Below are 21,280 nucleotides of genomic sequence, written 5' to 3'. Positions count from 1 at the left end.
CACACTGAGCCGGCCCAGCCGTCTCGTCTTTCTGTTCGTTCATTCAGGGACGCGTTTCACGTTGTGCGCGCCCACGCGCTAACGCGTTGATGTCTTCAAGGGTTAATCGTGAGGGCAGGTGAAGGCTTGAAGTTGAAAGCCGTGACCCTGCAGGTGGCGTTCACCGTGTGTGGGCTGGCAATGCTGAACGTGCCATCGGCGGCACTCCATTGTGTGGTCAGCACACTTGGCGTCAGGCAGCTGTCATACGGAAATTTTTCGGTAAAGCCAGAAAGCGTTGCGGTGGTGGCATTTGTCGGCACCAGTGTCCACGGCAAGTTCAACGGGCCGGAAATACCACACAGCGCATTACCGGTGAACGTGGCACCGGTGATCGTTGCGCTTGAGCCGTCCGCCGCGACTTGGCCACTGAGTGTCATCGTGCATGGCACCGGGGTAAACACCAGCAGCTTTACCGCGGTGGCGATTGAGCCCGAGGCGGTAAATGCAGCGCCCGCCGGGGCAAAGGTGGCTGCGCCTGCAATGGACGAGACAGCGCCCAGGGTGAATAACATCGAACCCAGGAGGGCTGTTTTTTTAAGGCTTTGCATTGTCATGTTCCCCAGACAATAAGTACCGTACCCAACCGGCTCCGCCGGTGGTTTTCCCGCAGCCGGCGCCTCATGCGAGGCACCGGCCTTTCAACGGGTGATCAGCCCTTTGGAGTCACGCGCTTACGGGTTAACCGTCAGCGTTGGCGCCACAACACTTAGGGACACCACGGTGCAGTTGCCACTCAGCGATTGATTGCTGGCCGACAGGGTTTTGCTGGCCGCAGTCCACGCCACAGCGATAGGGGTAGGACCGCAGTTGGTGGAAGGCAGCGAGGTGATCTTGTAGCCGACGTTGGTCACGGTGCCGGTGGTGCTGGTTGCAGCGGTCAGCACCCAAGGCAGGTTGGTCAGCGTCGGCAAGGCGCAGAGACCGCCGCCGGTCAGCGAAGCACCGTTGATGGAGGCCACGCCACCGCTGACGTTGCCGCTAAAAGTGATGCCGCAGGTGACGGCTGCACCGAACGACGAGGGCGACTTCACAACGATGGTGCCGGGGTTGGTCGTGAACGGACCGTCCGGGGTGATAGACGCCGCACTGGCCATCGAGGCGGCGCCAAAGCACAGAGCAAAAGAAGTTGCACAAACGAGGGTCTTCAAGCTTTTCATTGTTTTTCCTCACATGTTATGGCGAGTCATTTCGCCAGGGGTAATGGCCATGATCGAGAGGTCACGGTGAAACTGCAGAACTTCCCTTTCCAGCCAAATCTCAATTCAATTACCGCTGCATCTTTTTAATCTGTTTATTCGACCACTTTGAAGGTCGGCGGCATCGTGATCGACACCGTTTTTATCGTGCAGTCTTCGCCGATCGGCACATTGGTGGCCTCCAACTTTCGGGTGGCGTTGTCCCACGTTCCATCGGCCGTAGAAGGCCCGCACTTGCCGCCCAGGCCGAAGGCGTGAACATCGACGCTGATCTTCGACATGGAGCCGCTTTTGGTGTCTTTGGCAACTAACACCCAGGGTAAGTTGGTGGCCTCGACGCGGCTGCATTTAAGGCCGCCGTCGAATTCAACTTTATCGACATTCACCGATGAACCATCGGCCGCGACCTTGCCGGCCACCTTGATGGTGCAATCGGCGCTGATCAGCGCACCCTTGGAAAAGCTGATCGGGCCCTGGGCCGTAAAGGCGCTGCCGGCCGGCTCGATGCGTGCGGCTTGGGCCTGGTGGTAAACGATCAGGCCCAGTGCGGCCAGTATGATATGCGCGGTGAACGTGGCAGGGCTGTGCATCATGAACGTCCTTCCCTTGAAGTTATTGTTGTAGGGTCAAACAACTTTCTTGGCATAAAACCGATAAACCCTGGGCGATAAAAACCGGCGCGATGCACAGATCCCGAGTTAACCCACGGCTGTTTTTAATTCACCTCAAAACGGCTTGGCGCTGTTGCTGTACTTCTCCAGGTACTTCAAACGTTGTGACGGTTGAAGATTGGTCAAGGTGATATCGCCGGCGTAATGATTCAACACGCGATGGTCCATGCGACGTCGCCACAAGTACGGCACATAGGCCCAGACAATCATGCTCGCGTAACCATAAGGAAGTTGCGGCGATTCATCAAAGTGGCGCAATGACTGATAACTGCGGGTGGGGTTGGCGTGGTGATCGGAATGCCGTTGCAGTTGAAACAGAAAGATATTGGTGACAATACGGTTACTGTTCCACGAGTGCCGCGGCGAGCAACGTTCATAACGACCGTTGGGCAACTTCTGGCGTTTAAGCCCGTAATGCTCGACGTAGTTAACTACTTCCAGCAACGAGAACCCGTAGATGCCCTGAATGATCAGGAAAGGAATCACAGCCGCGCCGAGCCAGGCAATCATCGCGCCCCACAACACCACGCTGTACATCCACGCGCCGAGTACGGCGTTTTTCCAGTGCAGTGCCGGCAGGCCGAGTTTGCGCAGGCGTTCGCGTTCCAGGTTCCAGGCCGACACCGCGCTGAACCACACCGAGCGCGGCAGGAACGCCCAGAAACTCTCACCCAGACGTGAGCTGGCCGGGTCTTCCGGTGTGGCCACGCGTACGTGATGGCCACGGTTGTGTTCGGTGTAGAAGTGCCCGTAGAAGGTCGGCGCCAGGGTGACCTTGGCCAGGAACACCTCCAGTGGCTTGGGCTTGTGCCCCAGCTCATGCGCGGTGTTGATTGCAATGCCGGTGGCGGCGCCGGTGGACAGCGCCATGCCCAGGTAGGTGAACCAGGTGATCTCACCGTGCAACTGGGTGCGCGCGGTAATAAACGCAGCGGTCTTCGCCAGCCAGCTCGACGGATCAAGGCTAGCCGTGGCGTTGAGCAGGCCGCCGCTGATGATCCAGTCGATGCCACCGGCGGCCAGCCAGCCGGTCACCACCACCGAGGTGAGCACGAACACCACGCCGGTGTAGACGATCCAGCGGTAGTAGCTTTGCGATTCAAGGTGGCTGACGGCGGATTCTGGCGGGTTGCTGACGTCTTCACCGAGCAGGCCGTCGATCAATGGGATCAAGCCGAAGATCACCAGCACGCCGACCCACCACAATTGCTGCACGCCCGTGGTAATGGCCAGGGCGCCGGAGAGCAATGGAGTCGCCAGAGGCATGATGCCCAGCCACCACAAATGACGTTTGCCGTCGGTCCAGACGGTAGAAGTGACCAGAGTCTGATTCATGGCAGCCTCCGGACGCGACGGCTTGGAGATGCGATAAAAGGCGTTTTTTTCATTATTTTATTCGCTCTTAGGCACTTCAAAAATTGTTTCAAATTACACATTGAAATAATTTTTTTAAATAAATAGCGCGGAATCGTTAGGTCGTCAACTAGTTTCTCGAAGGCTTTTTGACGTGACTGACCAGTCTGTTTTTCAGCCGTTTGGTCAGGTGTCTAAAGCAGGCATCGACGCCGTTGTACCGCGAGTCGGGTTAACACCATTATTTGCTCGCCAAGGCAAATGGCGGGTGCAGCACGGTGGCGCTTTGCGGTGGGCGAACGCGCTTGGCCACCTGCTCCACCAGCGCGGCCACGCGCTCTGTGGCGGTAATTGGCAGCATATGGCCGCGGCCCTCCACCACCTGCATCTTCAGCCCGGGCACTTTGCTGGCCAGGGCCTGTCCGTGCTTCTGGAAGTCCAGCACGTTGTCGCGCGCGCCATAGATCAGGCCGATTGGCAGGGTCAGTTGCGGGTAGCGCTTGACCATGTCCGGCAGGTGGTCGTTAACCGTATTGATCTCGGTGGAGGCCGCGTAGAAGTTGTCTGGACGCATCCCCAGCAGCCCGCCTCCTCGCGTGGCGAAGTCTGACGGCGCAGCGTCGGGGGCGAACACGCCCTTCACCACCGCGCCTCTGGTCAGCAGGCCGACGGGCACGGTCAGGGTGTGGGACATCCACCGTCGCAACCAGGCCGGGCGCACCGCCAGGGACAGGAACACCGGCGGCAACATACGTTGGGGATGCGTCAGCGGCGCCACCAGGATCAGCCCGGACACCGCGTGGGGATGGTCAAGCGCCAGCGCCAGCGAAATCGCCCCGCCGAGGGAATGCCCCAGCACCAGCGGTTTATCCAGGTCCAGCGTTTTGATGAAGGCCGCGATTTGCCGAGCCTGAGCCGGCAGGTCTGCAGCGGTACCGGTTTGCCGGGTCGAATAGCCCGAACCCGGGCGGTCCAGCGTGATCACGCGAAAACGCTCACGCAACTGGGCGGACAAGGCATAGGTCAGGTTGCGACTGCTGCCCATCAGCCCGTGAATCATCACCAGCGGCGGGCCTGCACCCTCCTCGACATAATGAAAGCGCTCGCCATCGACCTCGACGAAGCGCCCATTGATCGGAACAGCGGCTTCTATACGCCGCGTCATCCAGGCACTGAAGCCCCACAACAGCGCGCTCGCCACCCCTAACACACCCGCAGCGACAACCCATTCAACAGCCATAGCTCGGTCCTCTGCTTCCCTGCCGCTGGCGACCTGACCGGTATTGATCAAGGCCTCAGCCATCGTCCACACCCTGGACCTAAACTTCATGCATACCGTGCTCGTCCGTCGGACAAGTCGCACATGCGGAACAAGGTCCTAGCGTAGGCGAAATTTTCAGGTAGATTATTTAAAATCTTTTTTAAAATAATTAATTCATTTTTTCTTTGCAATGGTGTTCTATCTAAAAGACACAACAAAAACAGGAGCACATCGATGCCCACGAGGGACACGCCATGAATGCCCACAGCGATTCAATCGACATCGCCATCATCGGTTCCGGTTTTGCCGGCCTGTGCATGGCGATCAAACTCAAGGAAGCCGGGATCACCGACTTCTTTATCGCCGAGCAGGCCGAGACCCTCGGCGGCACCTGGCGGGACAACCATTACCCAGGCTGCGCCTGCGATGTGCAGTCCCATGTGTACTCGTTTTCGTTTGCGCCCAACCCAAACTGGACGCGGCAGTTCGCACCGCAGGCGGAGATCCGCGCCTACCTTGAACACTGCGCGCAGCGTTTCAAGCTGGCGCCCTACCTTCGCTTCGGCATGGGCCTTGAACGTGCGGTGTTCGATGAACAGCAGCAACGCTGGCAACTGAGCTTCAGCGACGGCCGCAAGGTCAGCGCGCGGGTGCTGGTGTCGGGCATGGGCGGGCTGTCACGCCCGGCGTTGCCGGATATTGCGGGGCTGGACAGCTTCAAGGGCAAGCGCTTCCACTCCCAGCAGTGGGACCACGCGTATTCATTGAAGGGCAAACGCGTGGCGGTGATCGGCACCGGCGCCAGTGCCATTCAGTTCGTCCCACAGATCGCGCCGCAGGTGGCGCATCTGGACCTGTTCCAGCGCACGCCGCCGTGGATCATGCCCAAGCCGGACCGCGAAATCTCCCGCGTCGAGCGCTGGGCCTTCAAGCACCTGCCCTTCACTCAACGCCTGGTGCGCGGCGCTTTCTACTGGGCGCTGGAAGGTCGTGTGGTGGGGTTTGCCCTGCACCCGAGGTTGATGAAAATGGTGCAGAAAATCGCCCTGCGCCACCTGCGCAAACAAGTGGCGCGCCCTTCCCTGCGCAAGACCCTCACCCCGGACTACACCATCGGCTGTAAGCGCGTGCTGATCTCCAATGACTATTACCCGGCGCTGTCGCGCAGCAATGTCGAGGTGGTCAGCGACAAGGTGCTGCGCATCGAAGCGGACGGCGTGGTCACGGCGGACGGCATCAAGCACCCGGCCGATTGCCTGATCTTCGGCACCGGTTTCCAGGCCACCGACCCGCTGCCCCGCGATTGCATCATCGGGCGCGACGGCATCGACCTGATGGATGCCTGGCGCGACGGCGCCCACGCGTACAAGGGCACCACCGTGCCGGGCTACCCCAACCTGTTTTTGATCGTCGGACCGAACACCGGCCTTGGGCATAACTCGATGATTCTGATGATCGAGGCCCAGGTCACTTACATCCTGGATGCCATTACGCAAATGCAGCGCCAGCGCATTGCCACGGTCGAGGTCAAACCCACGGTGGAGCTGGCCTATAACCAGCAGCTGCAAGCCCGGCTCAAGCGCACCATCTGGAACACCGGCGGCTGCCAGAGCTGGTACCTCGACCCGCGCACCGGCAAAAACACCACGTTGTGGCCCGGTTCAACCTGGCGTTTCAAACGTGATATCCGGCACTTCGCGCTCAAGGACTATGTCACCGAGCTGTTGCCCACCTCGACACCCCGCCCGGTTTCGGCGCCCCACTCCACCGCAGAAGGCAGCCTGTCATGAAGTCATTCAACGGCCGCGTGGCGGCAATCACTGGCGCGGCGTCCGGCATGGGTCGCGCATTGGCCCTGGCGCTGGCACGCGAAGGCTGCCACCTGGCGCTCGCGGACAAGAACAGCCAGGGTTTGGAACAGACCTTGGCGCTGATCAAGACCTCGACGCTGTCACCGGTGACGATCACCACCCACGTGCTGGATGTGTCCGATCGCCAGGCCATGCACGACTGGGCCGCACGCTGCGTGACCGACCACGGCCAGGTCAACCTGATTTTCAACAATGCCGGCGTGGCGCTGTCGAGCACCGTCGAAGGTGTGGACTACGCAGACCTGGAGTGGATCATTGGCATCAACTTCTGGGGCGTGGTGCACGGCACCAAGGCGTTTTTGCCGCACCTCAAAGCCAGCGGCGACGGACACGTGGTCAACACCTCCAGCGTGTTCGGCCTGTTTGCCCAGCCCGGCATGAGTGGCTACAACGCGAGCAAGTTTGCGGTGCGCGGCTTTACCGAATCGCTGCGCCAGGAACTCGATCTGCAACGCTGCGGGGTGTCCGCCACCTGTGTACACCCCGGCGGAATCCGTACGGATATCTGCCGCAGCAGCCGCATCGACGCGAACATGACCGGTTTTCTGATCCACAACGAGCAACAGGCCCGCGCCGACTTCGAAAAGCTCTTCATTACCGACGCCGACCAGGCCGCCAAGGTCATCCTGCAGGGCGTGCGCCACAACAAACGCCGCGTGCTGATCGGCCGCGACGCGTATTTCCTCGACCTGCTCGCCCGTTGCCTGCCCGCCGCTTATCAAGCCCTGGTGGTGTTTGCCAGCAAGCGCATGGCGCCCAAACAGCGCACGCCGGTGTTTGAAACCAACGACGAACCTCGTCTCTGAACAGGAGCACCCATGATGCTGCCCATCCGTCGCGATATCCGTTTTGCCTTGCCCGCCGAGCGCATCAAAAACTGGCATGAACAAGGCCCGTTCGTCACGCACTTCTTCAACGCACTGTCGCTGTTGTTTCCCCAGGGCGAACTGTTTTTCATGGACAGCGTGCGCCACTACCGCCAACGCATCGACGATCCGGAGTTGAAAAAGGAAATCCAGGGGTTCATCGGCCAGGAAGCCATGCACAGCCGCGAGCACGTGGCCTATAACGACCTGATGCAAGCTGCCGGCCTACCGGCGCACACACTGGACCGGCGCCTCAAATTCATGCTCGACCTGCAAAAGAAACACCTGCCACCATCGTTCAACCTGGCGGTGACCATCGCCCTCGAACACTACACGGCAATGCTCGCGGAAATTCTGCTCAGCGACCCCACGCGCTTTGGCGAGTCACTCAAGGGCTACCAACAAATGTGGTACTGGCACGCCCTCGAAGAAACCGAACACAAAGCCGTGGCGTTCGATGTGTGGAACACCGTGATCCAACCCGGGCCTGGGCGCTACCTGCTGCGCACCGGCACCATGCTGACCACCACGGTGTTCTTCTGGCTGGTAGTGCTGGATTTCCACCTGCGCCTGCTGATTGCCGACCGCAAGGCCGGAGGGCACGTGAAGGGCTTCTGGCGCATGCTCAAGTTTCTCTACGGGCCCAAGGGCGTGTTCCCGCGCATGCTGCGGCCATGGCTGCACTACTTCAAACCGGGCTTTCACCCCTGGGACCACGACAACCGCGCGCGGCTGGCGCAAATCGACAAGCTGGTCGAAGAAATCGAGCAGACGCAGCGTGAGTTCACCGCCACGCCAGCTTAAATCCGAGTGGCCGCACGCTCGCGCACAAAGCGCTCCAGCTGATCGGCGGGCAGCGCCTTGCTGAAATACCAGCCCTGAACAAACAGCTCGGTGCCGGTATTGAGGAAGGCCAGTTGCTCGGCGGTCTCCACGCCTTCGACCACCACCCCCAGGTTCAGCGCCTCGCAAAAACGCAGCATGCCGGTCAGCACACGGGCACCTTGGGGGTCGTGCTGGGCCACCACAAAGCTGCGGTCGATCTTGATGAAGTCCACCGGAAACTGGTGCAGATAGCTCAACGCGGAAAAGCCGGTGCCGAAGTCATCGATATAGACCTTGGCGCCCATCGCCTGCAATTTCTGGATCGTCTGGCGCGTGGCCGGAACATCGCGCACCAACGCATCTTCGGTGATCTCTACCGACACTTGCCCATGGGCCTGGGCAAGAATTTCCACCAGACGCTCGCCATAGGCAGCATTCGTCAGGGTGGCACTGGAAATATTGATGGTCATCGGCAGAGCAAAGCCGACTTTCTTCCAATGCTGGTACTGGCGCACGGCCTGGGAGGCTACCCAGACATCCACGTCAGGCATCAACCGCGCCTGCGCCAGCCACTGCAGAAACTCCCACGGCGAGTGCACCGTGCCCTGGCTGTCGCGGGCGCGCATCAGTGCTTCGCAGCCGGTGCATAACCCGGTGCGGGTGGAGACCTGAGGCTGGAATTCGAGGTAGAACTCATAATCGCTGATCTGCTGGATACGGCTCAGTTCGACGGCCTGGCGTGCCAGCGCCTTCTGGGACGCCAGCACCGGGTCCAGTTCCAGCAGCCGGCCCTTCTCCTCCAGGCCGCGAAAGGTCATGTCCAGCGACTTGAGGTACACCGTGCTGGCGTCGCTGGACTGACGATGAATTGCGCGCACATAAGGCGCATACACCAGCGTGCCGATGCCCAGCAGCGCCACCTGCAGCACCACGGCCGCCATGTCGCCGTGGGTACTGAGGTAGGCGTTGAGCAACACCGGTGCTGTAAACGGTACGCTGGCCACAGCCGGTGATACCCAGCCCAGGTGTACCGCCGTCAGCGCCAGCATGGCGTTGAATGCCGGCACCAGTAAAAACGGAACGAACAAGCGCGGATTGAGAATGATCGGCAAGCCGAACAGCAGCACTTCGCTGACATTAAATAGCGATAAAGGCAGACTGGCCATCGCCAGCAGGCGCATGGACTGGCTCCTGGAAAACAGCAGGATCGCCAGTAACAAGCTCAGTGCACCGCCCGACCCACCAATAAACGCGAAACACCCCAGCAGGCCACTGTTGAGCGCGTATTTGATCGGCTCACCTGCCCCCAGCGCAGCGCCATTGAGCAGCACAGCCTGGTCCAGCACATCGAACAGCGGCTGCAGGGCATACACGCCGTGGATGCCAAAAAACCACAGCAGGGAATTCATCAGGGTCACAAACAAGCCGCTGCCATACGGCGATTGCAGCGCATCGAGCACCTGCGGCCCTTGCAGCTGCGCCACGGAAGGTATCTGCAACAGCAACGACAACACCACCACCAACGACAGCGCAGTGATAGCCCCCGGCACCACCATGTTGATGGCGCCCCGCAGGTTATGGCCCACCAGGTCTTCGTTGACCAGACGCGTCCAGCGAAAGCGATGCAGCCAGGCCACTGCCGGTACATTCAGCAACGGCGAGGCGATGGCGATAAACAGTACAAACGTCGCCGACGCCCGCGGGTAATCGCGCAAGACGAACGTGGCGACCACCACATGCGCCAGGCACTGGAACGCCACCGGCAATTGCGGCAGGCGATACTGGATCGCCAGCATGTAACCAATGGAGGCGGCCACCAATAGCGGGATCACCGAGCTGATCTGGTTATGCAGCCCCGACAACAAGGCCACCACCTGCGGATCAAACCCCAGCACCCTGGCGCATTCAGAAAGAATCAGGAAACCGGCCGACACCAGCAAACACGGCAAAATCCACAACAGGCCTTCACGGATGGCGCGTAACGACTCCGTGCTGGCCAAGGCCGCAAGGCGCTGAGTGAGGAAAAGTTTGAACAGCGTTTTCGCCATGACCCGTCCCTCTGCCCATCGCCCTCTGCCGTGGTCGGCAGCCTCGATATCCCTTGCAACGCTACACGGCCAGAGACCGGGAGCGAAAGGCTTTTGCCGTGACACCAGCAATTATTCAGAATTAATTTAACCTCCCTGATCCTTGTCGGTCAGGGTGATTAAGCTCATCCTTTGCAGCTTAATTCTCGAACGGACTCGAGCCCAGGCCTTGCTCCGTCCGCTTTATACGACATCTAGGTGCCTGCCGATGCGACCCACCCTGCCGCTGACTTTTGTATTGCTGGTTTTTTCAAGCGTCGCCGTCTACGCCAGCGTTACAGATTTTCCTGACGCCCAGGCCAGTGATCCTGCTCGCCTCAAATGGATGGTCGGCGCCCCACCGCCACCGGACCGCACCGTGCGTTTTGACGATGGCAGCTATTTTCGCTTCCCGGCGATGCGCTGGAGCGTGGCGAACTTTCGCCAACTGATGCCCACGCTCAATGTTCCCCGTGGGCTCGGCGCGCCCTTGCCTCTGCCCCGGCAGCTCGACCCACGAATCGATGCGCTGCCCGTCGTGCCTACCGGCGCCAGCCAACCGCTGACGTGGCGCCAGGCACTGGATGCCACCTACACCGATGGCATCGTGGTATTGCACCGTGGGAACGTCGTGTACGAGCGCTACTTCGGCGTGTTGACGGACGATGGGCAACACGCGGCCATGTCCGTCACCAAATCGGTGATAGGCACACTGGGCGCGATGCTGGTGGCTGACGGCACCCTCGATGCGCGTAGGAAAATCGCCGACTATGTGCCCGAACTGGGCCAGTCCGCGTTTGGCAGCGCCACACTGCGCCAGGTCCTGGACATGACCACGGCCCTGGATTACAGCGAAGACTATGCCGACCCCAACGCGCACGTCTGGGCCCATGCACAGGCCGGCAATCCGCTGCCCAAACCCAAGGACTACACCGGGCCGCGGAGTTATTTCGAGTTTCTGCAGACGGTGCGGCAACGCGGTGAACACGGGCAGGCATTTGGCTACAAGACGGTGAATACCGACGTGCTTGGTTGGGTGATCGCACGCGTCACCGGGCGCAACGTCGCGCAACTGCTCAGCGAGCGCATCTGGAGCCGGCTGGGCAGTGAACAGGACGCCTATTTCACCGTGGACTCCATCGGCACACCGTTCGCCGGTGGCGGCTTGAACGCCGGGCTGCGGGACATGGCCCGTTTCGGTGAAATGCTGCGCAATGGCGGCCGCTTCAATGGCCAGCAGATCGTGCCTGAAAGCGTGGTCAAGGATATTCGCCAGGGCGGCGATAAAGAGGCTTTTGCCAAGGCAGGCTATAGTCAACTCAAAGGATGGAGTTATCGTGCCATGTGGTGGGTCAGTCATAACCCCGATGGCGCCTACATGGCCCGCGGCGTCCACGGCCAGAGTATCTACATCGACCCTGCGGCCGAGATGGTGATTGTGCGCTTTGCTTCCCATCCGGTTGCGGCCAATGCCGCGAACGACGGTGTCACCTTGCCGGCCTATGCGGCCCTGGCACGCTACCTGCTCGAAAACCCGGGCACCTGAGCAACATCCATCATCGGGCACCATGATCTGCGCCACGTCATGAGCCTCCCTCAAAATGTACTATCGGCGTGTTTTGGCTCCCGTAGGAAAAGGAGCCCGACATCAAGGAGAACTGTTCAAGATGCAATACAAGCTGTCCCACAACCTGCGTCCACTGATGTTCAACGCCCTGCTGTGGGTAGTGGGCGTCACCTTGCTGTTCATGGCCAGAAATGTGATCGAGCGCCTCACCGGGCCCGTCGAAGAAACCTGGCTGGACTTGGATCTGGCGGTGATGCTGGGTGCCTACGTGTTATTTTTCCTGCTTGAGCCGATACGAAATCGCCTAAGCCGCCGCTTACGCAAATACCTGCGCCGCTGAACCCCTCACCACAGGCCCGCTACCGGCGCCCGAGCCCCCAGGAGTTTTACCTTGTCCCAACCCGGCGATAACCACCAGCGCGCCCTAGACAGATTCTTGACCGAACATCCAGAGGTGGCCACGCAGCTGGACACCCTGAACCCGCTGGCTGCTCAGGCCAAGCGCGAAACCCTGGAGCAGTATCGCGCCGAACGCCTGCATGAAGCCTTCGAAGCCGAAGCTGAACGACAGAACCTGTTTGCCTGGGAGCTGACACTCAAGTTGACGGCCGATTCACCCGAGGCCTTCGAAGCCCAGCGCCTTGAAGTGCACAAGGAAGTTGCACAAATGGCCGGGTTGAGCTGGGCCGACTACTGCCAACTGCATGGCCTGGCCCATTGAGTATTGGGTTACAGCCACCCGCGTCGAGGCTGGTTGGCTATCGCTTCGCGTAACTCGGCGACGCTCAGCTGTCGGCGTTCAGGGTCAACCGCCAGGGCCGAGCGCAAGGCTGGCCAGCAGCGCTTGGGCAGTTGCCGAGGCCGAACCAAGGTGTGCATGGGCTGACGCCCATCCAGGCGTTGGCCATGGGCCAGCTCGTACACTACGCAGGCCACGCCATACAGGTCGGCGGCGGTGCTCAGCGCCCCGCCGGCGAGTAATTCCGGGGCAACGTACGCGGGTGTCCACGCGTTAAAACGGTCGCGATTCAAACTCGGCAACCCCGCCGCCCCCGGCACCTGCCCATGGCCCAGGCCGAAATCGAACAACCGCACACCTTCTTCGCTGACCATGACATTGGCAGGCTTGATATCGCCGTGCAGTACGTTTTGCTGATGGATGTAAACCAATGCATCCAAAAGCTGTAAGACCATCGGTTGCAGTTCTCGCCAGGGCAACCCAGTGGGGCACTCGGGCAGCAGCCGGTCCAGCGTGATGCCATGCATCAGTTCCATCGTGAAAAACGCGGCCTGGCTGGTTGTATCAACCTCGAACGAAAATGCCCGCACCACACCGTCGTGGCGCAGGCTGCGGGTCAGGGAAAACTCGCTGTACAGCAGCACATGCGCGTCCGGGCACTCAGACACAGTCTCGCCCAGCAGCTTGATTGCCACGCTGGAGCAGGACGCGCCAAATTGCTCGTGCAACAAGTCACGAGCGCGATAAACCACGCCCATCCCGCCCCTGCCCAACTCGCGTTCGAGGTGATAACGCCCGGCGAGTAGGCAGGGCGCCATTGATGTGTCATTCATGGCTGTACCACCACGGCGGTCAAATCATCCCGCGCGGGCCTGCGCAATACCGTCGCAAATAAACACTCCAGCACCTGCTGCGGCGTTCCCACGCTCAACGCAAGTCCCAGGTCTGCGTGACTGAGCGCCTGATACAACCCATCGCTGGCCAGCAGAAATACGTCCCCTGGCCGGGTGCTGAGTTCCAGCACCTCAAGCTGCAGCGGCGTTCGTGCACCGATGGCCCGGGTCAATGCCCTGGCCTCCGGGTGGGCTCGAGCTTGCGCCACACTCAATTGGCGCTCATCCATGAGGCGCTGCTGCAGTGAATGATCACGCGATAATTGGTAAAGCCTTTGTTCGCGCCACAGATAACATCGACTGTCCCCTGCCCACACACAGGCGGCGCGCCCCTGCTCGAGCAGCAATGCCACCACCGTACTGCCCATCGTGACATCGCCGCGCGCGTCAGACCGGTTACCCGCCTTCGCCAACTGTTGGCTGACCTGTTGCAAACGTTGCCGAGCCGCGTTGACGCGCTGATTAAGGTCACCTGTGGCAGACAATGAAGCGAGACTGCGGATCACCCATTGGCTAGCCACATCACCGCCCTGGTGACCGCCCATGCCATCCGCCACGGCCCAACAGCCATGTCGCGAACCGTCCAGGAACGCATCTTCGTTACGCGGCCGGGCCTGCCCCTGCTGTGTGCGCCCGGCACTGCGCCACTCAATAGGCTGGTTGCTCACAGTTGCTCAGGCAGGCGGAAAGTGCGCCACGCCTCCATGTCAAACGGGCTGGGCGTACGCTGACTGGTCAGCAAGTAATTGGCCCGCAGCCCGGCAAGGTCGGCCTTGAATATCAGCGCATGCCTGCCGGTCGCCGGCTCTCGCTGCATCAAGTCAAAAAACCTGAACAACGACCAGGCGCCGGTATCTTTCTCGATACCCAGGGGGCGTTGCTCCGTGCCCCGTTCCAATACCAGGCTGCTGCGACCGTTGTCGGCCTCCATCGGCCAGTCAAACACCATGGGCACGATGGGACCATGGCGGTATTCCAGCTGCTTATCGCCAAAGCGCAGGGTCGCCCGACTGACCGACTGATCCAGGCTGTAGGGCGCCACGGTAAATCGAACCGACACCTCACCCTGTGGCTCAGTGAAAAACACCTGGCGGATAACCTCGGCTTTCGTCAGTTGATCCAGCACCGAACGCGAAACCGGCAAGCCATTGCCATCCAGACCACGCAACCTGTAACGGTTGCCGTCAACGCTGACGAAAGGCCGCAGGTAGTTTTCATAAAAGCGCGCCATGACGCCCTGGGGTTTGAAGAACTCTTGAAAATCATTAAGGGCAACATCGCTGCTCGCATGAGCATCGAACGGGTAACGCTGGCGGATCGCCTTGGCATACAGTCCATACACTTCACTGTGATAGCGCTGATTGACGTGCGCATAGGCCCCGTCCAACAGGTGCCGCCAGCTGTTGTCAGCCATCCCTTCAAACCAGCCTGCGAGCGGCAGCGGTAACCGTGCAGCGGCGTCACGCAGAGTGCCGAGCACATCCTGCTGCCCTTCCATTCGCCGCTTTACCCGTTGAAAAGCTGCCTGCTCGGGCGAGCTCTCGCGGTTGAGCGCAGCCAGTTGCAGGTGCAGCTCGTCGAGCAGGCGCAATGCCTGCGTCAACTCGACGCCCGGGTTGTGCTGCTCGTCGAGCAACTGGTGCAGTGGCTCAAAGCGTCGTTGCAACGCTCGCCGGGCAGAGTCTGGAAGGACCGCTTTCGCCCCTTCAGCCACGGCCGTCTGAGCGATTACCCCCAACGCTCCCGTCTGAACGGGTACGTTGGCCAAAGCGTCATGACCGGGCAGCAAACGCGTGTTTTCTCGCAACAGCAGCAACAATTGCATCAGCGGCGACTGCGCAGACGTCAAGCCCGCGAGCTGTTCGGCATCCTGCCTCAAACTGTCACTGTGTTGCAGGCTGACGCGGCCAAGGGCGGCACTCCAGGTATCGGCATATTCGCTGAAATAGCGCTGCTGCAGCTCAATCATCAGCCGCCGCAAGTCCATGGCACTGAGGTCGGCGCCCTCCCCCAATACCCAGTTGTCCTGCGCGATGGCATTCACCAGCCGCGGCCCCTGTGCCTCGAAGTACTGCCAATACCTTTTGGTGTAAAACCCGGGAATAGGCGGATCAATACCCGCGAATACCCTGCCCTCGGCAAGCCGCAAAGGCTCGAGGTTGCGTGATTGCTCGCGCAACACCCGGTAAACCACATCTGCCAGGGACTCACCCCGCAACTCTTCGCGAGCCTTCGCCACGAGGGCTTCATCGAGCGACGCAGTGAACGGTTGCTCAAGCAGCCGCGCCAAGTGTTCATTCAGGCGTTTGTGCAGCGACGCATCACCTGGATAACGCGCAGACCAATGGTCTGCCATGTGCTGCGCCAACCACCCGGTATCCCGGCGCTCGCGCAGATTGAGCATCAGGTAGGCGCGCAGGTTTTCCAGCAGTCGCTCACGATTGCCAAGGCTGGTGCGTACTTGCTCCTCAAGCACTATCGTTAGCCGGTCCAGCAACAGCTGCTGCACGGCCAGCTGATACGCGTGGGTCAAGGGTGGACGGCTCAATTCACCCTGATAAAGGCCGGCGCGCTCAACAAACCGCGCGTCTTCTGTTGCAGGGAAAACCTGCGTTGCCGCCCAGCGGGCATCCAACAGCGCCAGCAGTGTGAGGGTGTCGTCAGCACTCTGCGCAGCGGGTGCGGGTTGCATCGCCAGTGCAGCCACTTGCGCCAGGCGCTGCTGATTGACGGTGTAGCTGTGCGTCCACAGCCAGCCTGCGCTCCCGAGAACCAGCACAACGGCCATGGCCAGTAATCCCTGGCGCAAATGGATGCGCCGTTGCTCCGGGGTCTGCAGACCGGCGAGGTCTGCCTCGGCAAAGATCACCCGACTGAACAGGCCCTGCACGAAATGACTGTGCCTGTCGCCGACGCAGGTCAGATAGAAACCCCGCAACCCGCTGATGCGCTGATAACGATGCGCGGAAAAAGCCGACTCCACGAACAGGCACAACCGCTCGCCGAGTTGGGCCGCCTGCTGGGGGAAGTCGAGCATAGGGCCACGGCGCTCGACATTGCGCTCCTGATGCAATCGTGTGATCAGTTCACCGCTTAAACGCTGTAGCAGCTCGTCGAACGCACGGCGCACCTGTGCGATGTCAACGCCGCCCTTGCCAACATCGAGTGGCTGGCCAAGCACGCTTTCTGCCTCTTCTCCCTGAGGCGCATCAAAGAACTCGGCAAACCCCGGCACGCGGTCAGACTGGGTCAACACCAGATAGATGGGAACGTCCACGTGCAACGTTTGCTGAACCTCCTGCAGGCGTGAGTGCACTTGGCGAGCCTGCAGGTCCAGATCATGCTCATTACGGCCCAACAATGTTTCAACCGACAAGGCCACCACCACGCCATTAAGCGGGCGCACTCGGCGCCGCTGCCTGAGCAGACGCAACAGCATTGACCAGCCGGCGGCGTCTAGCGTGCTGTCAGGTTGCGTCAGGTAACGACCGGGGGTATCGATAAGTACGCCTTCGCCAGCGAAATGCCATTCAGCATGAGCCGTGCCTGCCACCGCCATCGCGTCTACGCGATCAAATGGCAGCTGTAAGCCCGCCGCCGCCAACAGCCGCGTCTTGCCACTGCCCGGCTCGCCGATCAACAGGTACCAGGGCAAGTTATTACGCCATCGCTGATTGTGCCCTGCGTACCGCGGCGAGGTTTTCAAGCGGTGGACGGCCTCTTTGAAGCGACCGCGTACCTGTCGCTGTTCGTCCTCAATCCATCCCAGTTGCTCATGGCGTGCCAGGCGTTCAGATCTCTTGAGCTCAGCTGCCCGGCGTATGCCGGCAAGGACCATCGCCAGCCCCCACAGCAGAAACAACACGCTGATAGTGACCAGGCGAGCACTCGCGCCTTGCCAGAAGCGGTGATCATCCACGGCCAGCAGCGGACCGAAACACCACACCAACACCGCGCAGGAAAGTACCAGCAACAAGCTCCAGACCCAAATCGTGCCCAGCACGGTGCGCGCGCTCTTGAAGAATGCGTTCATTCATTGCTCCCAGCGTTTACAAGGGCGTCTGAGTCAGTTCCGACGCCGAAAATTGAAAGGGTGGCAGCGCCCGCGTGGCTTCTTCACCCAGCCGCCAGGCAAATCCTGTGTACATCGCCAACAAACAGGCCAGGGTAAAGACTGCGACCCAAGTCACCGGGATGACGGGTAATCGTTTACGTCGCGCACGCCCTGCTCGCGTGGGCTGCAAAGGCGCCGACAGTGGCTCGCCTCGCACGTGCCTGATCTGTCGGTACAAGGCATCGCGCACGGCTTCAAGTTGGCTGACACCTCGCTCCATGATTCGGTATTTGCCTTCGAACCCGATGGAGAGGCACAGGTACATCAGCTCCAGCATCGCCAGGTGCTTGACCGGGTCGCGGGACAGCCGCTCCAACAGTTGGAAGACCTTCTCCCCACCGAAGGTTTCGTTGTGAAAGCGGCTCAGCAGGCTCATCTTCGACCAGTCACTGCGGCTGCCCCACGCCGTGGTCACCACGGCTTCATCGACGACGCTGCACAACACATAACGTGCCGACATCACCTGGCTGCTCTCGACACCACTGTGCAAGGCGCGGGCTTCAAACTGAGTGATCGCCAATACCATCCTGTCGTTGACCGTGCCCAAGCTTTCGCGGCCAGAGGCGCTCTTGAGCTGAACCACTTGCGACAACAACGCCCATGCGGCCTCAACGAGAGGGTTGAACCCCATCTTGAAGCGCGGGGTTCCTCGCTCATGGGCGGCGTAGATCATTCGATCTTCCAACTGCTCAAAGCGCGGCGGCGCAGGGAAATCCGTTATCGGGCCGTTTCCCGGCCCACGGCCCTGATGGTCGAGCAAAACAGTCTTTTCATCCTGCAGGTATTCACTGTCCATTGTGTTCAGTTCCTGATGGCCCAGAAGTTGAGTTCGAGCGCTGTAAATTCACCGCCTACATGGAAGGCGAAACCACCCGACTGCTCCAGCTGCGTGATGTCGCGGGCACTCAGATCCAGCATGAAATAGGTTTTGCCGGCATGAAACGGAATCTGCCGTGGCGCCACAGGCAATGGCTTGACCTTGATTCCCGCCAAGTGCAAGTTGACCAGCTCGCGTATGCGCTCCACCGGCCCGACCTTCAAATGCGAAGGCAGGCGATGGCGCAATTCCTCCGAATCACACTGAGCAGTGGCCGCCAGAATAAACGTCGCAGTGCCGAGCAATTTCAGGTCGCTCACCGGGCATACCAACACCCCGTATTGGCGTTGCTGCAGCGTCAACTCGATGGCGTGTTGCTCAAGCACCATTGACAGCACGCCACGCACGCCCTCCATCAACCCGCGAAAACTTTCTCCCTGGTCGTCATGTCGATAACGCACATCCAGGTGCGCACGTTTGCTGTCGTTGGCGAACGTAGATAACTCACCGAACAGCGACAGTAATGCCAGGAACAAAGCTTGCGGGCGCACGTGGGTCTGGCTCAGCCAGTGACGCAATTCCAACTCGGTGCGATTGATCAATTGCAGCATCAGAAAGTCGCCGATTTCCGTGCCTGCGGCGGTGCCTTCACCCCGAATACGTGCTGCAATGGCATCCCCGCGACTGGAGAGCAGGCTGATCACTTCCTTGAGGCACGACGGCAAGTACCCGTGGCCCTGCAGAAAAATGAAGGAGGGAATGAAGTCGGTATCCAGGCTCACGCCGCCTTCATCGGTCGACTCCAGCACCTGGGCAATCTTGAGTTTGACGAAACTCTGCTCGCTCGGAGGGTCGCCCAGCAACAGACGCAGGTCAGGACGCGCGCAACTGATGTGACACCGGGAGTCGACACCGGCATTCGAATCCCCCACCTCGATGTCACACGCCAGATAGCGAGCCAGGACGTCGGTCTGCTGCTGGCGGCGAACCTCGGTCTGATTGCCGGTATCCAGCGGCAGCGCGAGATAAATCGCCTGTTTGCCGGCGTTGGCGGGCACCTGCAAGACCAGCGGTTCCATCGTCCCGCCCAACTCGAACAGACTACCGTCCGGCAATACGCCACTGGCCTGGTTGACCACCACCTTGCCGAAATTGAGGTATTGCAAATCGACTTCCAGCGTCAGAAACCCCCACGCATCAGCCCCCAGCAAGCGCGTCCGATTGAGCTGCTGGTGGTAATAGCGATCGTTGTGCTGCAGATGCTGCGGCCGTAACAGCATGCCTTCCTGCCAGATGACTTTATGAACCTGCATATCACTCGGACTCCTGGCCATGCATGGACGAAGAAACGCGGATACCCGTCTGGTCCAGCACAAGATCGGCACGCGTTAACTGCTGCGGAGTAATGGGCACGACCCACCGCCATTGAACATGGGGCAGATCTCGATACGCCGCCAGCACGCCCAAGAAGCGCGTGCCTGGTTCGAGCCCGAGCTTGAGCGCCAGCCGCTCACCCGGGCGCAGTTCAAGTTCCTCACTGCGCAGCCAGTCCTTGGGCAGCGATTGCTCGGCATTGCTGTACAGACTGAAGAAGTCGGCATTCTCAAATGCCACGGCGTGCCGCAACTCGATCAAGTGCACTACTACCGGAGATGGCCTGCCGTGAAGGTCGGGGTTGACTTGCTCACTGGCGGCCAGCGCCATGTCCAGCTTGGTCAAGGTAGAAAACGGCGACACGCTGCTGCAGCCGGCCAACAGGCCGAGCAAAAGCAGCGTGGTTGCAAGCGCGGCTCGAGACATAATGTTCATCCTGGATAATCGACGTGCAAGGTTGAGATCAAGCGAACCTGCTCTTCGTAAGCCTTGGCGAAGTCACTGCCTGGCAGACGATCGGTGAACTGCTCATCCTCGAGCAAACGCTGGTAGTGACGCTGATAAGCCCGCCAATACCCTCCGTCGGTGAAAAGTCGGCGCCGTTGCCCCTGGTATTCGAAGCATGTCAGCAGATGACCCGGGGCAAAGGCGCTGCGCGTAGTGCGCAGTGCATTGCGGCAGGCCGCCAGCAACGCAACCTGATGAACTTGCATATCCCGGTGGGCCTGGGTGATGGCGTGTTCGGCCGGCAACTGGCCAAGATCCTCCGTGCCTAGCAGCATCGCCATTACAGCGTCGGTTTCGACGCTGTCTCTAAGAGGGCTCCGGCGCCTTTGCAGCGTCTCGAAAAGCGGCAGACTCATCTCGTTTTTGAGCTCTTCACAAGTCCGCAGACTTTGTTGCAGCCCCTCTACCTCCATACGCAGCAGGCGCGCTGCTCTGATCGCCAACGCCTCGCGACCCGTCGCATCAAGGGTTTCCAGGCTAATACCCAGTGCTGTCGCAAACTGCTCCCAAAAAACGTCGCTGCCTGCTGCAGGCATCGCATCGGAGCGAATCGAGACGGCTTCCTGAGCGGGTACAGCTCGCCGGGGTAACGCCAGATGATCCCTGTTGGTTACCCGATCGTCGGCCCACGGACCCGAGGTGTCGCCCCCATCTGCCAATGCCTCCAGGTCCTGCGACGTGGTCTGACGCTGCTGCTCGACATCGAGCGCTTGAATAGGGTCCAACGCCAGGTATGCATCATCGGGAATCAGTCCTGTGTTGGCGTCCCATTGCTCACCGCAAGGCTGCATCGACGCCACAAGTTTCGCCTGAATCAACAAGGTTCCCAGTTGAAAAACGTCGCCGTCACTGATCAATCGCGCCTGCCCCTTGCGCAGACGTTCGGCGCTGCCGGCTACGCCGATACCGTTGCTGCTGATATCCGTCAACAGGTATTGGCCCTCACGATAGGCGACCAAACCATGGTGACTGGAGAGCAGACGGCTGGCGTCCGGAATCACCCAGTCACACCCGGCACCACGACCGATCACGCCGCCTGCAGCGGAAAAAAGCCTGCGCGCCGTGGGTGCACGGCTTCCGTCCTCGGTACCCAAAAGCTCAAGCATAAGTTGCATGAT

At 60.4% G+C, this 21,280-nt stretch carries 19 protein-coding genes; 7 read left to right on the top strand and 12 right to left on the bottom strand.

All coding sequences use genetic code 11. The features are described 5' to 3' along the window. The first annotated feature begins 126 nt into the window (after window positions 1-126). Complete coding sequence (locus AACW30_RS09140) at window positions 127-612, top strand: hypothetical protein (RefSeq protein ID WP_124417231.1); 486 nt, start codon at window positions 127-129, stop codon at window positions 610-612. 101 nt (window positions 613-713) lie between these two features. Here AACW30_RS09140 and praB read toward each other — a convergent pair whose 3' ends face one another. From praB to AACW30_RS09120, 4 genes are all read right to left on the bottom strand, one after another. After that, entirely contained in the window at window positions 714-1,199 is a 486-nt protein-coding gene (gene praB, locus AACW30_RS09135; RefSeq protein ID WP_106577847.1) for an alkane oxidation protein activator PraB, read from the bottom strand. 134 nt (window positions 1,200-1,333) lie between these two features. Then, window positions 1,334-1,828: an alkane oxidation protein activator PraA gene (gene praA / locus AACW30_RS09130; protein WP_106577846.1), complete on the bottom strand. Its 495-nt coding sequence runs from the start codon at window positions 1,826-1,828 to the stop codon at window positions 1,334-1,336. 135 nt (window positions 1,829-1,963) lie between these two features. Beyond that, the gene (locus AACW30_RS09125; RefSeq protein ID WP_200624818.1) at window positions 1,964-3,244 is read right to left on the bottom strand and encodes an alkane 1-monooxygenase; all 1,281 of its coding nucleotides are present in this window, start codon (window positions 3,242-3,244) and stop codon (window positions 1,964-1,966) included. Between the two features lie 259 nt (window positions 3,245-3,503). Next, a complete protein-coding gene (locus tag AACW30_RS09120; protein ID WP_200624817.1) occupies window positions 3,504-4,502 on the bottom strand; it encodes an alpha/beta fold hydrolase in 999 nt (332 codons plus the stop codon). A gap of 275 nt (window positions 4,503-4,777) precedes the next feature. Here AACW30_RS09120 and AACW30_RS09115 point away from each other — a divergent pair, with 275 nt between their 5' ends. The 3 genes from AACW30_RS09115 to AACW30_RS09105 are packed head-to-tail and all read left to right on the top strand — an operon-like array spanning window position 4,778 to window position 8,064. Next, window positions 4,778-6,313 carry a flavin-containing monooxygenase gene (locus AACW30_RS09115; protein WP_200624816.1) on the top strand — a complete coding sequence of 512 codons (1,536 nt, stop codon included), beginning with the start codon at window positions 4,778-4,780 and terminating at the stop codon, window positions 6,311-6,313. Further along, window positions 6,310-7,200, top strand: coding sequence for an SDR family NAD(P)-dependent oxidoreductase (locus AACW30_RS09110; RefSeq protein ID WP_200624815.1), 891 nt, complete (start codon window positions 6,310-6,312; stop codon window positions 7,198-7,200). The genes AACW30_RS09115 and AACW30_RS09110 overlap by 4 nt, the downstream gene beginning before the upstream one ends. A 15-nt stretch (window positions 7,201-7,215) precedes the next feature. After that, entirely contained in the window at window positions 7,216-8,064 is an 849-nt protein-coding gene (locus AACW30_RS09105; RefSeq protein ID WP_200624854.1) for a metal-dependent hydrolase, read from the top strand. Here the strand turns inward: AACW30_RS09105 and AACW30_RS09100 are convergent. Next, window positions 8,061-10,133, bottom strand: coding sequence for an EAL domain-containing protein (locus AACW30_RS09100; protein ID WP_200624814.1), 2,073 nt, complete (start codon window positions 10,131-10,133; stop codon window positions 8,061-8,063). The genes AACW30_RS09105 and AACW30_RS09100 overlap by 4 nt on opposite strands. A gap of 247 nt (window positions 10,134-10,380) precedes the next feature. Between AACW30_RS09100 and AACW30_RS09095 the strand changes: the two genes are divergently transcribed. From AACW30_RS09095 to AACW30_RS09085, 3 genes are all read left to right on the top strand, one after another. Continuing rightward, window positions 10,381-11,697 (top strand): serine hydrolase domain-containing protein, encoded by a 1,317-nt coding sequence (locus AACW30_RS09095; RefSeq protein ID WP_200624813.1) that lies wholly within the window; start codon window positions 10,381-10,383, stop codon window positions 11,695-11,697. A gap of 121 nt (window positions 11,698-11,818) precedes the next feature. Further along, the gene (locus tag AACW30_RS09090; RefSeq protein WP_106577840.1) at window positions 11,819-12,058 is read left to right on the top strand and encodes a hypothetical protein; all 240 of its coding nucleotides are present in this window, start codon (window positions 11,819-11,821) and stop codon (window positions 12,056-12,058) included. A gap of 51 nt (window positions 12,059-12,109) precedes the next feature. Beyond that, window positions 12,110-12,439 (top strand): DUF6388 family protein, encoded by a 330-nt coding sequence (locus AACW30_RS09085; RefSeq protein WP_106577839.1) that lies wholly within the window; start codon window positions 12,110-12,112, stop codon window positions 12,437-12,439. A gap of 8 nt (window positions 12,440-12,447) precedes the next feature. On the opposite strand, the gene AACW30_RS09080 is transcribed toward AACW30_RS09085, so the two are convergent. Genes AACW30_RS09080 through tagH form a run of 7 tightly spaced genes read right to left on the bottom strand, consistent with a single transcriptional unit; the run spans window position 12,448 to window position 21,277 of the window. Next, entirely contained in the window at window positions 12,448-13,290 is an 843-nt protein-coding gene (locus tag AACW30_RS09080) for a serine/threonine-protein kinase (protein ID WP_200624812.1), read from the bottom strand. Then, a complete protein-coding gene (locus AACW30_RS09075) occupies window positions 13,287-14,018 on the bottom strand; it encodes a PP2C family protein-serine/threonine phosphatase (RefSeq protein ID WP_200624811.1) in 732 nt (243 codons plus the stop codon). Before AACW30_RS09075 ends, AACW30_RS09080 begins: the two co-directional genes overlap by 4 nt. Then, on the bottom strand, window positions 14,015-17,383 hold the full coding sequence (gene tssM / locus AACW30_RS09070; RefSeq protein ID WP_200624810.1) for a type VI secretion system membrane subunit TssM: 3,369 nt from the start codon (window positions 17,381-17,383) through the stop codon (window positions 14,015-14,017). Before tssM ends, AACW30_RS09075 begins: the two co-directional genes overlap by 4 nt. A gap of 16 nt (window positions 17,384-17,399) precedes the next feature. Beyond that, entirely contained in the window at window positions 17,400-18,260 is an 861-nt protein-coding gene (gene icmH / locus AACW30_RS09065) for a type IVB secretion system protein IcmH/DotU (protein ID WP_200624809.1), read from the bottom strand. A 5-nt stretch (window positions 18,261-18,265) separates the two neighbouring features. After that, the gene (tssK, locus tag AACW30_RS09060) at window positions 18,266-19,594 is read right to left on the bottom strand and encodes a type VI secretion system baseplate subunit TssK (RefSeq protein ID WP_119741820.1); all 1,329 of its coding nucleotides are present in this window, start codon (window positions 19,592-19,594) and stop codon (window positions 18,266-18,268) included. A 1-nt stretch (window position 19,595) separates the two neighbouring features. Next, the gene (gene tssJ / locus AACW30_RS09055) at window positions 19,596-20,081 is read right to left on the bottom strand and encodes a type VI secretion system lipoprotein TssJ (RefSeq protein WP_106577833.1); all 486 of its coding nucleotides are present in this window, start codon (window positions 20,079-20,081) and stop codon (window positions 19,596-19,598) included. A gap of 5 nt (window positions 20,082-20,086) precedes the next feature. Then, window positions 20,087-21,277: a type VI secretion system-associated FHA domain protein TagH gene (tagH, locus tag AACW30_RS09050; protein WP_200624808.1), complete on the bottom strand. Its 1,191-nt coding sequence runs from the start codon at window positions 21,275-21,277 to the stop codon at window positions 20,087-20,089. Window positions 21,278-21,280: the final 3 nt, after the last annotated feature.

The organism is Pseudomonas sp. MF6747 (assembly GCF_963890955.1).
Classification (GTDB): domain Bacteria; phylum Pseudomonadota; class Gammaproteobacteria; order Pseudomonadales; family Pseudomonadaceae; genus Aquipseudomonas.
Note: the sequence above shows the minus strand (reverse complement) of the source record. Positions and strands in the feature narration are given on the sequence as shown.